Below are 14,474 nucleotides of genomic sequence, written 5' to 3' on the forward strand. Positions count from 1 at the left end.
CGAGTTCGGGCTGAACTTTGCTCTTGGCGGCCGTCGCGACGGCGACCGAGCGCATCAAGCTCGGCACCTCCGTCACGGCCCTGAGCACCAACGACCCCGTCCGGCTCTACTACGACTTCTCCACCGTGGACGCCGTCTCCGACGGCCGCGCACAGCTGGTGCTCGGGCGGGCGTCGGCGACGGAGTCGTTCCCGTTGTTCGGATACGACCTCGCCGACTACGAGCACCTGTTCGAAGAGAAACTCGAATGTTCATGCGCATGCAACGCGAGGAGTCCGTGACGTGGTCGAGCACCGTGCGTACGCCGCTGGTGGACCAGATGCTGCACCCGCGGATGCGCCCGGGCGGGATCCCGACGTGGATCGGGGTGGGCGGCAGCCCGGATTCCGTCGTGTGTGCCGCGAAGTACGGGCTGCCGCTGATGCTGGCGATCGTCGGTGGCCGGCCGCAACGCTTCGCTGGGCACGCGCAGCTTTACCACCGCGCTTTGGCGCAATTCGAACAACCGGTGTTGCCCGTCGGACAGCACTCGCTCGGCCTGATCGCGGACACCGACTCCGAAGCCGTCGAGACGTGGTGGGAGTACTGGCAGCCGGTGGTCGCGAAGCTCGCGGCCGAGCGCGGCTTCTCCAAGCCGGACCGCTGCTGCTACCTGGCGGAGATCGAGGGCGGTGCGTTGTTCGTCGGCTCCCCGGACACCGTCGCGCGCAAGATCGCGACCGTGGCGCATGAGCTGCGCTTCGACCGTTTCGACCTGAAGTACGACATCATGAACCTGCCCCGCGAAGCTCGCGCCCGGTCGATCGGGCTGTTCGGCCGCGAGGTCGCACCGCGGGTTCGCGAACGGCTCACGAAGGCGCCTTCCCATGTCTGACCTGGTTTTCGGCCTCGACACCTTCGGCGACGTTCCGGAGGACGACGCCGGCGCGCCGATGTCCTACGCCGCCGCGATCCGGCACGTGCTCGACGAGGCCGTGCTCGCCGACGAGATCGGCGTGGACGTGATCGCGCTCGGCGAGCACCACCGGCCGGAGTACTCGATCACGACTCCGGAGACGGTGCTGGCGGGCATCGCCACGCGCACGTCGCGGATCCACCTCTCCTCGGGGGTGACCGTGTTGAGTTCCGACGATCCCGTGCGCGTTTTCCAACAGTTCGCGACCGTCGACGCGCTCTCCCACGGCCGCGCGGAGATCATTCTCGGACGTGGTTCGTTCACCGAGTCGTTCCCGCTGTTCGGATATGACCTTTCCGACTACGACACGTTGTTCGAAGAGAAGATCGACCTGTTCGTTCGGTTACTCGACGAGAAGCCCGTGACGTGGAGCGGAACACTCCGCCCGGCACTGGACGCGGCCGACGTCTTCCCCAAGACGGAGTCGGGCCGCCTCACGACCTGGGTCGGCGTGGGCGGGTCACCGCAGTCGGTGATCCGCACCGCTCACTACGGACTGCCGCTGATGCTCGCGATCATCGGCGGCCCGGCGAAGCGGTTCGCGCCGTACGTGGACCTCTATCGCCGCGCCGCCGCCGAGTTCGGCACGACCGCGCACCCCGTCGGCATGCACTCGCCCGGCTTCATCGCCGACACCGACGAGGAAGCGCGCGAACTGTTCTGGCCGCGCTACCGCGTGATCCGCGACCGCATCGGCCGGCTGCGCGGCTGGCCGCCGATCCGGCGCGCCGAGTACGACAGCGAAATCGACCACGGCTCGATGTACATCGGCGCACCGGAAACGGTCGCGCGCAAGATCGCCGGCGCGGTGAAGGACCTGGACATCGGCCGGTTCGACCTCATCTACTCCAGCGGTTCGCAGCCGGCGAGCGCGCGCATGCACGCGGTGGAGCTGTACGGCACGAAGGTGATCCCGCTGGTCCGGGACCTGCTGGCGGAGGGGAAATGACAGAGACGCTGGGCATCCTCGGCGCGGGCAAGGTCGGCACGGGCCTCGCGCGGCTCGCGGTGGCGGCCGGCTACCGCGTGCTCATCGCGGGCTCGGGCGCGCCGGAGAAGATCGCGCTCACCGTGGACGTCCTCGCGCCGGGCGCCGTCGCCACGACGTCGGCCGAGGCCGCTTCGGCAGACGTCGTGATCCTGGCGCTGCCGCTGGGCAAGTACCGCAGCATCCCGGTGGCGGAGCTGGACGGCAAGCTCGTGATCGACGCCATGAACCATTGGTGGGAAGTGGACGGTCACCGCGCCGACCTGGAACTCTCCACGAGCGAAACGGTGCAGAAGTTCCTGCCCGGCGCGCGCGTCGTGAAGGCGTTCAACCACATGGGTTACCACGACTTGGAAGACGATTCCCGCCCCGCCGGAACGCCCGGCCGCAAGGCCATCGCCATCGTCGGCGACGACCCCGCGGACGTGGCAGAAGTGTCCACTGTGGTCGACGCACTCGGCTTCGAACCCGTGGCGGCCGGTGGCCTGGCCGAGGGCGTGCGACTGGAGCTGGGCGCGGAGACGTTCGGGGCGAACGTCGAGGCCGCCGAGCTGAGGGCGATGCTGGAGCGGTTCCCGCAGTCGGAACGCGGTCGCGCCCTCAGCGAGCGGCTGGCGGACTCGCACTAGGTGTATTTGGCCAGGACGTTGGTAGCAGGCGCCGCGTTTGGCGTAGCGGGTCGCCAAGTCACGGAATTGTTTGAGCCGATCGAAGCAGCGTTCGACCACGTTGCGCTGCTTGTAGACCTCGGCGTCGAAGGCCGGTGGTCGCTACGCAGGAACCTTTGGCCGCGCGGCGCTGGCGTTGGTTGCGCCGACGACTCGGCTGCGGCTTTGGCGTGCCGCGGCGGCGCAGTCCGCGGAACCGGTGCTCACTCGGCGGCGCCGGTGAACATGGCCACGAGGTCGCGGGCCGAGGTGCCGCCCGCGAAGAGTTCCTGCATTTCGGCGCCCTCGAGGGCGACGGCCTGGCTGCGCGAAAACATTTCTTGTTCGTATTCGGACAGGGCGGCCTCGACATCGCCCGGGTGGGCGGCGAGGGCTTGGCCGAGCCGGGCGGCGTCGAGCATGGCGAGGTTGGCGCCTTCGCCGTTGGGGGGCATGAGGTGGGCGGCGTCGCCGACGAGGGTGACGCCCGGTGTGCGGTCCCAGCGGTGGTCGTGGGGCAGCGTGAAGTGGGGTCGTAGCAAGGGGGCGGTGTCGCCGTCGGTGATGAGGGCGGTGAGTTCCGGGGCCCAGCCGTCGAATTCTCGGGCGATGCGTGCGGCCGTCGCGTCGGCGTCGGTGAAGTCGATGGCGGCGAACCACTCCTGCGGCCGGGTGAGGACGACGTAGGTGTGCATCGTGTCGCCGCTTTCCCGGTGCGCGTGGATCTCGCGGCCGGGCGCCGGGGCGATGAGCGACCCGCCGCCGACGGCTTTCGCGGCCTCGGTGTGGCGGGTGTCGGCGTTGTAGAGGTAGACCTCGACGAACGAGGTGCCGGCGTACTCGGGAACCGCACCCGACGGCAACGGCCGCACGCGTGACCACGCGCCGTCGGCGCCGACCAGCAGAGCGCTCACGACAACGCTGCCATCGGTGAAGGTCACCTCGTGGCGGCCCTCGCCCACAGCGCGGGCGTCGGCGACCTTGGCGCCCCAGCGAACCGTGCCGGCGGGAAGCGAGTCGAGCAGCAGCTGCCGCAGCTGCCCGCGTTGGACTTCGGGCCGGCCTCCGGTGCCGTCGTCGGCTCGGTCGAGCAGGACCGTCCCGTCGGGATCGAGGACCCGCATCTGTTGGCGGCCTTCGAGGATCAAACCGCGGAACTCGTCCATGAGTTCGGCGGCTTCGATGCCGAGCTGGCCGTTGTAGTCGTGGATGTCGAGCATGCCGCCCTGGGCGCGGGACGTCGGGGACGGCTCGGCTTCGTAGACGGTGGCCGGGATGCCGTGGACGTGCAGCACGCGGGCGAGGGTGAGGCCGCCGAGGCCCGCGCCGATGATCGTGACGGTGTTCACGGTGACTCCTCCGAACCGGTATGGAATATTGTTCCAATGTTGGAACGACATTCCAGATGTGTCAAGATGGACGCATGGTTGCGCGGACCCGCCGAGCTCAGCGGCGGACAGAGGCGCTCTCCCGCGAGCGCATCACCGAGGCCGCCGTCGAGCTGCTCGACGCGTCCGGCGAAGGCGGGCTGACGTTCCGGGCGCTGAGCCAGCGCCTCGCCACCGGGCCCGGGGCGATCTACTGGCACGTGGCTAACAAGGGCGAGCTGCTCGAGGCCGCGACCGACGCCGTGGTCGCCGCCGCGCTGGCCGAGCCCGCACAGGCCGCGGGCTCACCGCGGGACGAGATCCGCGGCGTCGCGCTGGGCCTGTTCAACGCGATCGCCGAACACCCGTGGCTCGCCACGCAGGTGTCGTTGCAGCTGTCGCACGGTCCGACGAAACCGGTGCCACTGCGGATCTTCGAGGGCATCGGCCGGCACGTCGGTGCGCTGGGCGTGCCCGAGGACAGCTGGTTCACCGTGGCGTCGGCGCTGATGCACTACATCCTCGGCTCCGCCGCGCAGAACGCTTCGAACGCCCGCGTCGCCGGGTCAGCGGTGGACCGGGCGGAGTTCCTCGACGCGATGTCGTCGGCGTGGGAAGAGCTCGACCCGGACGACTACCCGTTCACCCGGGCCGTCGCCCGCCAGGCGCGCGAGCACGACGATCGCGAGCAGTTCCTCACCGGGATCGACCTCATCCTCGCCGGGATCCGCGCCCGGTGACGGCGTTACCGGCGTGGCGGGGCAACCGGATCGCGGCGACGAGCGGGATCGCCAGCAGGACGGCCAGCAGCGCCAGCGCCACGCGGAACGGGCCGGGCGCGTCGGTGGCGACCAGGCCGCCGGCGCGGATGAGCAGGGCGCCGATGGCCACGCCCAGGCCCGCGCCGAGTTCCTGCAGCGTCGAGAGCAGGGTGTTGGCGTGGTTCATCAGGGGCTCGTCGACGTCGGCGAAGGCGACGCTGTTGTAGGCCGTGAAGCCGGTGGAACGGGAGATGCCGCTGACGAGGAGCAGGGCGAGCAGCACGGACAGCGAGGTGCCGGCCTGCACGAAGGCCAGGCCGACGAGGCAGGCGGCGCCGACGACGATCGACCCGAGCAACACCGTGCGGATGCCGAAGCGGCGCATGAGCGGGGTGGTGGCGGGTTTGATGCCGACGTTGCCCACGAACAGCGCGATGACCACCAGGCCGGCGCGCGCGGGCGTCCAGCCGAAGCCGAGCTGGAAGAGCAGCGGGAGCACGAAGGGGATGGCGGTGATCACGCCGCGGTAGACCGAGCCGGTGGCGGCGGTGATGCGGTAGGTCGTGATGCGGAGGATTCTCAGGTCCAGCAGGGGATTCGACGCGCGCAGCAGGTGCCTGATCGCCCAGCCGAGCCCGACGACGGCCACGACCAACGCCACAGCCGTGGTCGGGCCGAACCCCGAGCCGAGACCTTCGAGCGCGACGACCAGCGCGGCGGTGCCGACGGCCACCCACCCGAACCCGCCGCGGTCGAACGGCGCCCGCCGCTCCGCGCGCAGGTCGGGCACGATCGCCCACGCCACGGCCAGCGCGGCGATGCCCAGGGGCAGGTTGATCACGAAGATCCACCGCCACGACGCGTACTGCGCCAGCAACCCGCCGGCGACGGGCGCCACCACGGGCGCGAGCAACGCGGGCCACGTCAGGTAGGCGACTGCTTTGACCAGGTCTGTCTTGGGCGTGGCGCGCAGGACCACCAGCCGTCCGACGGGGACCATCATCGCGCCGCCGACGCCCTGCACAACACGGGCTGTTGTCAGCAGTACAAGGTTTGGTGCGAGTGCGCACGCCAAGGACGAAAGTGTGAACAGGATCAGTGCGGTCGCGAACACGCGGCGCGCGCCGAAGCGGTCGGTGAGCCAGCCGCTGATCGGGATGAGGACGCCGAGGGTGAGGACGTAGGCCGTGATGGTCACGTTGACGGCCACCGAGCTCACCCCGAGGTCGGCCGCCATGAGCGGCGCGGCCGGCGCGATGATCGTGGCGTCGATGATCTCCATGAAGAACGTGGCGGCCACCAGCAGCGCCAACCCCCGCCGAAACCCCATGGCCCTCGACCCTACTGGCCCGGCGGGGCTGGTCGGCTGGTCGCGATGGGGATCACATCGGCTCAGACAGGCCGGCGCGGCGGGCAGCGGCGCGGTTCGGCCGTGCACCGCTGCGCGGGTTCGGCCGAGTGGTCCGGCCGCAGTTGTGCCGCGCACGGTGAAGAACGGCCCGGTTGCGCGCTCTCCGCGACTGCCGCGGGCCGCGAGAACCGGTGTGGCCACCCACGGGTGAGCTGCGTTCGCGACGGCAGCGGTGTGACGCATCCGTTGCGGCGGTGGGGGCTTTGGCTGAGCAGGCGCCTGTGGACGGCGCGGTGGGGGACGGGTGCAGGGCGAAGTGCTCGTGAGTGGTGGGGTCGCTTGCGAGTCAGGTTGACGGTGACGGTGAACGGCGGGGTGGTTGGGGCTACCGCGGTCGGCGGGGAGGGGGTGGCCGGCTCGGAAAGGACGCGATGGCGGGGTCGACAGCGACAGCGCGCGGCGTGGTGGTGCCGGCTGCCGCGGTGGGTGTGGTCGGGTCTGAGCCGTGGGAGCGGGCCGGGTGAGGCCCGGCCGTGGCGGAGCGGAGCTGCCCGTGCGGGGTCAGGTGAGGGAAGCGAGCGCGGCGGACAGCCGTTGGGTGCGGTCCTTGCGCGCCAGCAGGGCGGTGGCGAGGTCGACCTGGCGGAAGTGGGTTTTCGTGCCGGGGGCGGCGCGGGCGACGAGGTCCATGTCGGCGCTGATGACGGTGGCGACCATGGCGTAGCCGCCGCCGGAGACGGCGTCGCGGTGCAGGACGATGGCTGCGTGCCGCCCGGGATCTGGATGGAGCCGACGGCGTAGCCGGCGTCCACGATGTTGGACGGGTCGGAGCCGGCGCCGAAGGGCTGCACGCGGTCGCGCCATTCCACGCCGGGGCCGTCGTAGCGCAGGCCGGCGCGGTCGGCGACCGGGGTGAGGGTCCATTCCTCCTCGACGAGGTTCGCGAGGCCGCGTTCGGTCAGACGGTGGTCGTAGAGGCCCAGCAGCACGCGAACATCCTGGTGTGCCGAAAACACCGGGCGGTGTTCGGGATCGACCACGGAACCGGGAGGCAACGCGCGCGGCGCGCCGATCGGCACCACGTCACCCGCCGCCAGTTTGCGGCCCTGGAAGCCGCCGAGGGCGCCGAGCAGGTACGTCGAGCGGCTGCCCAGCACGGAAGGGACGTCGATCCCGCCGGAGAAAGCCAGGTAGTACCGGGAGCCGCCGCCGATGTAGCCGAACGACAGCTCGTCGCCCTCCGCCAGGGACAGGCGGGTCCACTGTGGACGCTCGACGCCGTTCACCTGCACCGGCACCGGAGCGCCGGTGACCGCGACGTCGAGCGGAGCCAACGCGCGTAAAGCCGGCCCCAGGTAGGTGCACTCCAGCAGCGCCTCACCGTCGACGTTGCCCACCAGCGGGTTGGCCAGCTCCGCCGAGTACTGGTCCAGCGCTCCGCCCTGGGGAATGCCGAGGGCGTAGTACCCGATCCGCCCGCGGTCCTGGACGGTGGTCGCCAGCCCGGGCTGGCTGATCTCGATCGCGCGCTCACTCGCCACGGAGCACCTCCAGCAGGGTGGCGTTGTAGGCCTCGGGGTCGGCGATGGCCTGCTCGGTGTCGAACTCGACCGGGACGGCGGTAGCGGAACGTGCCGGCCTCGATCCGGCGATACTCCTGCTCGGAGACCGGGGTGAACTTCACGATGTCGCCGGGTCGGAAAAACACCATGGACTCTGCGAAATCCGCCAGTTTCTGTGCGGGATCGAAGATCGGCGCCGCCGCGATGCCGAACATCTGGTAGCCGCCCGCGCCGCGCACGGAGTAGATGCAGGCGAAGCACCCGCCGTGGCCCACGGTGAGTTTCGGGGTGTCCGTGCGCGGGCTCAGGTACTTCGGCACTTCCAGCTGGTGTTCCCGTTCCACCAACTGGAACAAGAACGGCAACCCCGCGACGAACCCCACCATCGACACGATCCACGGCTGCGTGTGGTGCCGGTGGATGAACTCCGCCGCGTCGGCAAGCCCGTTCACCCGCGCCGCGTAGTCCAGATCGGTGCCGGTCGGATCCTGGTGGTAGCCCTCGCGGAACCGCCCCACGACCTCACGCGTGTACGGATCGTCGTACCACACCGGCACCTCCACGATCCGCGTCGACAACACGGTGTTCGTTTCCGAACGCGTCCGCGCTTCCAGCTCGCGCACCGTGCTCTCCAGCGACGCCGGCTCCAGCACGTCCGGGTCGAAGCGGATGAGCAGCGATGCGTTGGCCGGGCAGATGTCGACGACCCCGTCGAGCGCCAGCCCGGCCAGCCCCCGTGCGATGCCCATCGCCCGCAGGTTGCCCGGCAGGCTCATCTCCTCGGCGATCTCCACGAACAGGAACTCGTCGCCGCCCCAGGTGTAGCGGGCCGTGGCGGGCAGGGTCTGCGGTGCGCTCACGCCGTCTCCTTGAGCAGTCCGGGAGTCGTCTCGATGAACTTCGTGTGGTGCTGCACCGCGGCCAGCTCGGGCCGGGCGAACAGGTCCAGCTGCAACCCGACCGTCGTTGCGATGCCGGTGATTGCCACGCCACGCAACGCTTCCGCCATCCGCGCGATCGCGGCTGTCCGATCAGGACCGTGCACGATCAGCTTCGCGATCATCGAGTCGTAGTACGGCGCCACCGCGTCGCCCGCGGCCACCCCGCTGTCCACGCGCCCGCCGGGACCCGAAGGCCACGTCAGCGCCGAGATCGTCCCGGGACTGGGCAGGAAACCGCGATCCGGGTCCTCGGCGTTGATCCGCGACTCGAACGCATGCCCGGTGAACGTCACGTCCGCCTGCGCGAGCCCCAGCCCCTCACCCCGCGCGATCCGCAACTGCTGCTCGACCAGGTCGATGCCGGTCACGAGCTCCGTCACGGGGTGCTCCACCTGCAGCCGAGTGTTCATCTCGATGAACGCGGCCTCCTGGCGCACCGGGTCGTAGAGGAACTCCACCGTGCCCACGCCGCGGTAAGAGCACGCCTTTGCCAGATCCACCGACGAACTGCGGATCCGTTCACGCACCTCGTCCGGCAGGTCCGGCGCCGGCGCCTCTTCGAGCACCTTCTGCGAACGCCGCTGCATGGAGCAGTCGCGGTCACCGAGGTGGATCACGCGCGAGCCGTCGCCGAGCACCTGCACCTCGACGTGCCGGGCGCGTTCGACGAAGCGCTCCAGATACATCGTGTCGTCGCCGAAGCTCGCCCGCGCCTCCGACCGCGTGAGGTCGAGCGCGCCGAGGAACTCCGCGGGATCGGCGACGAGCCGGATGCCGCGCCCGCCGCCACCCGCGGAAGCCTTGAGCACCAACGGAAATCCGACCTTGCGCGCGACCGCCAGCGGGTCGGCCGCGACATCGAGCGGCCCGTCGGACCCGGCGAGCACCGGCACCCCGGCCCGCCGCGCCGCTTCCCGCGCGGCCACCTTGTCACCCATCAGCCGGATCGCGGACGGGGACGGACCCACCCACGTCAGCCCGGCATCGAGCACGAGCTGCGCGAACTCCGCGTTCTCCGAAAGGAAACCGAACCCGGGGTGGACGGCGTCGGCGCCGGTGTCCAACGCCGCCTGTACCACGGCAGCGCCGTTGAGGTAACTGTCCCGCGCCGGTGGCGGACCGATGACCACGGCCTCACCCGCCGTCCGCGCCGCGAGCGAGTCGCGATCGGCCTCGCTGCACACCACGACGGTCGCCAGGCCCAGGGCGTGGGCTGTGCGCAGGATCCGCACGGCGATCTCGCCACGGTTGGCGATGAGCAGCTTGCGCACTAGTCGTCCACCACGACGAGGACTTCGCCCGGCGTGACGGTGCCGCCGTCCGCGACGTTGATCGACACGACCGTGCCCGCGTTTTCCGAGCGGATCTCGGTGAACTGCTTCATCACCTCGACGATGCCGACCGCGGCGCCGGCCTCGATGTGGTCGCCGGGCTGCACGAACGGTTCCTTGTCGGGCCCGGGCCGGGTGTAGAAGATGCCCGGGAGCGGGGAGAGGATGTCGGACACGGACCTGCCTTCCTCAGCGTTGACGGTCGAGCACGGCGCGGACGGCCGCGGCCACGCCCGGGGGAGTTGGGGGCGTCGGAGTGCACGCAGACGCTGTCGAAGCGCAGGTCGAGCTCGGTGCCGTCGACGGCGAGCACCGGCTTTCCCGCCAGCGCCCGCGAGACGCGGTCGGCCGCCGCCGAGGGATCGGTGCGGGCGGGGCGGCGCAGGATGATCAGGTTCCCGTCGCCGTCGCAGTCGAGATCGACGTAGAGCTCGGCGACGAAGTCCACGCCGAGCTCGGCGCACACCGTTTCGTGGGCGCTGCCGGGAATGCCGAAGAACGGCACGCCGTACAGCTTGGCCACGCGCGCCGCGCCGGCCATCAGCTCCGGATCGCCGGCGAGCATCCCGTAGAGCGCGCCGTGGGGTTTGACGTGGTTGAGCGCGGCGCCGTGCTTGGTGAGGAACGCCGTGAGAGCGCCGACCTGGTAGAGCATGATCGACTCGACCTCCTCGGCGGTCAGGACCATGCGCCGCCGTCCGAAGCCGGTGAGGTCCGGCAGGCCCGGGTGCGCGCCGATCCGCACGTCGTGCCCGACGGCCGCGGCGACGGTCGCGTCCATGACGTCCGGGTCGCCCGCGTGGAACCCGCAGGCCAGGTTGATCACGTCGACGAGATCGAGCAGTGCTTCGTCGTTGCCGAAGCTGTGCAGGCCGAGTCCTTCGCCCATGTCGGAATTCAGGGTCGCGGTCATGCTTGGCAACCCTAGGCACCGTGTGGTGCCCGGCACATTGGTCAAAGTGACCTAATCGATCGGCTGTGATTGTGCTCAGTGCTCTAGCCTTGACGGGTGCGCGTCTCCGACCTGCTCGAAGATCCCCAGCGCCGCATCGAAATCCGCGTCGCGGGGCCGCCCGGTGCGCTGGCGCGGCCGATCACGTGGTGCGCGCCGACCGAATCGATCGACCCGTCGCCGTTCCTCACGCCGGGCGCGGTGATGCTGACGTCCGGGATGGCGCTGAACGTCACCGACGTCCGGATCTGGGACGCCTACGTCGAACGCCTCGCCAACGTCCCCATCGCCGCGCTCGCCTTCGGCCTCGGGCCGGCGCACGCGACGCTGCCCGAGGGCCTGGTGGTGGCGTGCCGCAACCACGGCGTGCCGCTGCTGGTGGTGCCGGACGAGGTGCCGTTCGTGCTGGTGCAGCGCGACGTGCAGGACCGGCTTTCGGCCGAACGCTACGAAGCCCTGCGGCGCGGCTCCGAGCTGGCCGACGACTGCACGCGCATCGCCGCCGACCAGGGCACGATGCAGGACGTGCTGCACCGGATCAGCGAGGCCGCGGGCGCGCGAGTGTCCATTCAGGACTCGACCGGCGCGACGCTGCTCTGGGCCGGCGACGAGGGCGGGTTCGCGGCCCGCACCGAGTTCACGCTGCCGGGCAACAACCGCGATCGCTTCCGGCTGGTCGTGGAGGAGACCGTGGCCCAGCCGGCGATCCGGACGCTGCTCGCGCCCGTCGCCGCTGTGGTATCCATGCAGCTGAGCACCACACTCGGCTCGGCCGGGGTCGCGCACTCACGCAACGCCGGGCGGCTGACCGAAGCCGTGTACGGCAACGACGCCGTGCCCACCGCCGAGCTGATCGCGCTGGCCCGCGACGCCGAGTTGGAGCCCCACCAGCGCACGGGCGTGGTCGTGCTGCAGGCCGAGGCCGGGATGTCGACGACGTACCTGCGGTCGGTTTCGTGGCGCGCCCGCGTGATCCTCGCGGGCGAGTTCTCCTCGATGCGCTTCGTCGAGGAGCCGGATCTGTCGACGATCCTGCTGCAGAGCGAGGCCCTCGATCCCGACCACCTCGTGACGTCGGCGCGGGCCGCGGTCGGGCCCGCGCGGTCGGTGTCGGCGGTCGTCGCCACGGCCGAGAACGCCGCGGCACTGGGCCTCGTCCTGCGAATGTGCCGTCGCGCGCTGGGAGAGGCGGGAGTGCGCGCGGCGCCGAGCCTGGACTTCGACGCGGTGATCGACACCCTGCGCCACCCCCGGCGCGATCAGTCTGGCCCAGCGCCTGGTCGCGCCCCTGTCGCGCTCCGACGACCGCACGCTGCTCACCACGCTCGAGGCCTACCTGCGCCACAGCGGCGCGACGCCCGCGATCTGCGCGGAGCTGTTCATCCACCGCAACACGCTCGCTTACCGCCTCAAGCGGATCCGGGAACTTCTCGGGCTCGACCTGCAGGACGGCCGCGTCCGCGCTACACTGCTCATGGCGCTGCGGCTCGCGTGACCCGCAGGTCCTGTTTGTGCTGAGTGCACAGCTTGACCGATCGCCGGTGGGCAGACCGCTGTAGCTGCCGAATTCCCGCGGTTCCGGCGGATGCCGGAAGCTGACCCTCCGTAAGGATTGGTTGCGGATTCGAAAACTCTCTGCGGAAGGATTGCCGAATCGACCCGTCGCCGCGCTGGCCTTGGCCGCCTGTGGCGCCGGCAGCGACAGCGGTTCGGCGCCGAGCAGCAGCGCTCCCGCGCCGACGAACCCGGTGCGGACCAGGCTGTCGCCGCAGTGAAGGCGACCAACGTCGACACGCTCGACAGCGAGTAGGCCAGCGCACCGTGGATACACCGGACCCGCCGAGCGAGCCCGGTGTTTGTGCCGTGCGGGAAAGAGCGTGCGGCCTTGGCGCGGTGGAGGTTCATCGGCCGAAGTTCGTTTTCGACCATCCGGCGTCACCGGGCGGACACCGCCTTCGCCAACGTCGGTGACGGGCGCGCCGACGGGCCCTCCGGCCTGGCGATGCTTCAACTCCTTCGGATCGGGGTATGAGGACGCCGGATCATGCCGAAGTTCGGAGAAGGAGCGCTGACCGCTGGTGGATTGTCCTGTGCGCCCGAGCCGGACTCGGCGATGACGGCGCTGCCACTGACCGGTGCCGGCGGTGAGCTGCACGAGGTGCGGTGCTGGACGCGCGAGCACCTGCGCGACGTCGATGCCGACGTGCTGATCGACGTCGTGCAGGTGGTCGACGAGCTGGCCACCAACGCGCTGTCCCACGGCGGGCCGCCGCAGTGCGTGCGGCTGCTGCGGTCGCCCGGCCTGGTCCGCATCGAGGTCGACGACAGCACCCCGGTCCGCGCGGCGCCGCGGCCGCCGGACAACGAGGGCGGCCGCGGCCTGCACCTCATCGCCGCCTTGAGCGTCGCGTGGGGCCAGCGGGTCACGGCGACCGGGAAGACCGTGTGGGCCGAGCTCGCACTGGTGCCGGGCAACGACACCGGTTCGTGAAGGTGGCCGGCCGCGGCCGGAAGTGGTGTGGCCCCACCATCTTGTGGTGGAATTTTCCCGTGAGTTCTGATCTGGAGCCGGTGGAGCAGGCTGCCAAGGTGGAGCAGCTGGAGGCGGCGCTCGCGACGCGCCCGGTGATCGAGCAGGCCAAGGGCATGCTGGTGCGGAGCTGGACCGAGGACGAGGCCTTTGAGGCCTTGCGTGAGGTCTCCCAGCACACGAACGTGAAACTGCACGACGTCGCCACGGTGGTCGTCGCGAGCGGCGCGGGCGCGAAGCCCGAGTTGCCGGCCGAGATCGCCGACGCCGTGCTCGCCGAGCTGCGGGCCGGCGTCCTGGGCAGCAGCTTCGGCGCCGAGAGCTGAGTCTCGGCAGGAACGACCAGGCGAGCTGCAACGGCAATGAAGTGAATGTTCAAGGCATGCTCGCTACCGAGAACGCGTGCACCCGCCAAGGCCCATCACCTCGCGTGGCGGCGCCAAGCACGTGATCGCGGTGCTGGTGGTGCCCGACTCCGCGGCGCTCGAACGTCACGGTGGGGCACTAGGTGTTCGGGCCGCGGATGCCCGCGATCGCCGAGCTCACCGGAACGCCGAGAGCGCCTACGAGGTGGTGGTCTGTGCCGGGCAGCCCCGGCAGGTGCTCTCCCCGGACGTGGGCTTCGGCGAGCTCGCGCCGCTGGAGACGCTGCCGGCCGACACGGTGATGGTGCCCGGCGTCGAGGATTCACCGGCCGGGCGAGCGCAGCCTGCGGGGCGCCGGCCGGGAACGGCGCGCGGATGGTGGCGTGCTGCGGCCGTGCGTTCCTGCTGGCCAGGGCCGGGCCGCTGGACGGACGCCGCGCCACCACGCACTGGCTGTTCACCGCGGAGTTCCGCCGCGAGTCCCCCGACGTACGCCTCGAACCCGGCTGTCTCCACCTCGACGACGGTGCGGTGCCCACCTCGGGCGGGAGCTTCCCGGCCGCCGATCTGGCGCTGCATCTCCTGCCCGAAGTCCTGGGCCAGGCTTGCGCCGGCGACGTCGGCCGGCTGCTGGTGCCGGACCCGCGGCGGCGCGCAGGCGCAGATCCTGAAGAACTCCATCCGGATCGCGGGCGAGCCCGCGCTCGGGTCGTTCCTGGCGTGG

At 70.8% G+C, this 14,474-nt stretch carries 15 protein-coding genes and 3 pseudogenes; 9 read left to right on the forward strand and 9 right to left on the reverse strand.

Going from position 1 to position 14,474, the window contains the following annotated elements; all coding sequences use genetic code 11:
• Positions 1–23: 23 nt before the first annotated feature.
• The 4 genes from AB0F91_RS20945 to AB0F91_RS20960 are packed head-to-tail and all read left to right on the forward strand — an operon-like array spanning position 24 to position 2,572.
• On the forward strand, positions 24–281 hold the full coding sequence (locus AB0F91_RS20945; RefSeq protein ID WP_360599505.1) for an LLM class flavin-dependent oxidoreductase: 258 nt from the start codon (positions 24–26) through the stop codon (positions 279–281).
• Positions 260–874, forward strand: coding sequence for an LLM class flavin-dependent oxidoreductase (locus tag AB0F91_RS20950; protein ID WP_360599507.1), 615 nt, complete (start codon positions 260–262; stop codon positions 872–874). Before AB0F91_RS20945 ends, AB0F91_RS20950 begins: the two co-directional genes overlap by 22 nt.
• Positions 867–1,904, forward strand: coding sequence for an LLM class flavin-dependent oxidoreductase (locus tag AB0F91_RS20955; protein ID WP_360599509.1), 1,038 nt, complete (start codon positions 867–869; stop codon positions 1,902–1,904). Before AB0F91_RS20950 ends, AB0F91_RS20955 begins: the two co-directional genes overlap by 8 nt.
• Positions 1,901–2,572: an NAD(P)-binding domain-containing protein gene (locus AB0F91_RS20960; RefSeq protein ID WP_360599511.1), complete on the forward strand. Its 672-nt coding sequence runs from the start codon at positions 1,901–1,903 to the stop codon at positions 2,570–2,572. Before AB0F91_RS20955 ends, AB0F91_RS20960 begins: the two co-directional genes overlap by 4 nt.
• Positions 2,573–2,608: 36 nt before the next feature.
• On the opposite strand, the pseudogene AB0F91_RS20965 reads toward AB0F91_RS20960, so the two are convergent.
• Together AB0F91_RS20965 and AB0F91_RS20970 are read right to left on the reverse strand one after the other, a co-directional pair.
• Positions 2,609–2,704: pseudogene (locus tag AB0F91_RS20965) on the reverse strand (IS5/IS1182 family transposase); the annotation flags it as partial.
• Between the two features lie 110 nt (positions 2,705–2,814).
• A complete protein-coding gene (locus tag AB0F91_RS20970) occupies positions 2,815–3,939 on the reverse strand; it encodes an NAD(P)/FAD-dependent oxidoreductase (RefSeq protein WP_360599513.1) in 1,125 nt (374 codons plus the stop codon).
• Between the two features lie 74 nt (positions 3,940–4,013).
• On the opposite strand from AB0F91_RS20970, the gene AB0F91_RS20975 reads away from it, so the two are divergent.
• Positions 4,014–4,697: a TetR/AcrR family transcriptional regulator C-terminal domain-containing protein gene (locus AB0F91_RS20975; RefSeq protein WP_360599515.1), complete on the forward strand. Its 684-nt coding sequence runs from the start codon at positions 4,014–4,016 to the stop codon at positions 4,695–4,697.
• Here the strand turns inward: AB0F91_RS20975 and AB0F91_RS20980 are convergent.
• The 6 genes and pseudogenes from AB0F91_RS20980 to AB0F91_RS21005 form a co-directional block, all read right to left on the reverse strand.
• Positions 4,669–6,048, reverse strand: coding sequence for an MFS transporter (locus AB0F91_RS20980; protein WP_360599517.1), 1,380 nt, complete (start codon positions 6,046–6,048; stop codon positions 4,669–4,671). The genes AB0F91_RS20975 and AB0F91_RS20980 overlap by 29 nt on opposite strands.
• A gap of 582 nt (positions 6,049–6,630) precedes the next feature.
• Positions 6,631–7,466: pseudogene (locus AB0F91_RS20985) on the reverse strand (biotin-dependent carboxyltransferase family protein).
• The gene (locus tag AB0F91_RS20990) at positions 7,352–8,491 is read right to left on the reverse strand and encodes a carboxyltransferase domain-containing protein (RefSeq protein ID WP_360599519.1); all 1,140 of its coding nucleotides are present in this window, start codon (positions 8,489–8,491) and stop codon (positions 7,352–7,354) included. Before AB0F91_RS20990 ends, AB0F91_RS20985 begins: the two are co-directional and overlap by 115 nt.
• Entirely contained in the window at positions 8,488–9,843 is a 1,356-nt protein-coding gene (locus tag AB0F91_RS20995) for an acetyl-CoA carboxylase biotin carboxylase subunit (RefSeq protein ID WP_360599521.1), read from the reverse strand. The genes AB0F91_RS20990 and AB0F91_RS20995 overlap by 4 nt, the downstream gene beginning before the upstream one ends.
• Positions 9,843–10,049 (reverse strand): biotin/lipoyl-containing protein, encoded by a 207-nt coding sequence (locus AB0F91_RS21000; RefSeq protein ID WP_360599741.1) that lies wholly within the window; start codon positions 10,047–10,049, stop codon positions 9,843–9,845. Before AB0F91_RS21000 ends, AB0F91_RS20995 begins: the two co-directional genes overlap by 1 nt.
• Positions 9,956–10,816 (reverse strand): 5-oxoprolinase subunit PxpA, encoded by an 861-nt coding sequence (locus tag AB0F91_RS21005; RefSeq protein WP_360599523.1) that lies wholly within the window; start codon positions 10,814–10,816, stop codon positions 9,956–9,958. The genes AB0F91_RS21000 and AB0F91_RS21005 overlap by 94 nt, the downstream gene beginning before the upstream one ends.
• Before the next feature lie 96 nt (positions 10,817–10,912).
• On the opposite strand from AB0F91_RS21005, the pseudogene AB0F91_RS21010 reads away from it, so the two are divergent.
• The 4 genes and pseudogenes from AB0F91_RS21010 to AB0F91_RS21025 all read left to right on the forward strand — a co-directional run.
• A pseudogene (locus AB0F91_RS21010) lies at positions 10,913–11,275 on the forward strand (PucR family transcriptional regulator ligand-binding domain-containing protein); the annotation flags it as partial.
• 943 nt (positions 11,276–12,218) lie between these two features.
• On the forward strand, positions 12,219–12,350 hold the full coding sequence (locus AB0F91_RS21015) for a helix-turn-helix domain-containing protein (RefSeq protein WP_360599743.1): 132 nt from the start codon (positions 12,219–12,221) through the stop codon (positions 12,348–12,350).
• Between the two features lie 549 nt (positions 12,351–12,899).
• Positions 12,900–13,346, forward strand: a complete 447-nt coding sequence (locus tag AB0F91_RS21020) for an ATP-binding protein (protein WP_360599525.1) — start codon at positions 12,900–12,902, stop codon at positions 13,344–13,346.
• A 59-nt stretch (positions 13,347–13,405) separates the two neighbouring features.
• The gene (locus AB0F91_RS21025) at positions 13,406–13,711 is read left to right on the forward strand and encodes an ANTAR domain-containing protein (RefSeq protein WP_360599527.1); all 306 of its coding nucleotides are present in this window, start codon (positions 13,406–13,408) and stop codon (positions 13,709–13,711) included.
• 237 nt (positions 13,712–13,948) lie between these two features.
• Here AB0F91_RS21025 and AB0F91_RS21030 read toward each other — a convergent pair whose 3' ends face one another.
• Positions 13,949–14,431: a hypothetical protein gene (locus AB0F91_RS21030; RefSeq protein ID WP_360599529.1), complete on the reverse strand. Its 483-nt coding sequence runs from the start codon at positions 14,429–14,431 to the stop codon at positions 13,949–13,951.
• Positions 14,432–14,474: the final 43 nt, after the last annotated feature.

The sequence above is a fragment of the Amycolatopsis sp. NPDC023774 genome, assembly GCF_040639695.1.
In the GTDB taxonomy this organism is placed as follows: Bacteria; Actinomycetota; Actinomycetes; order Mycobacteriales; family Pseudonocardiaceae; genus Amycolatopsis.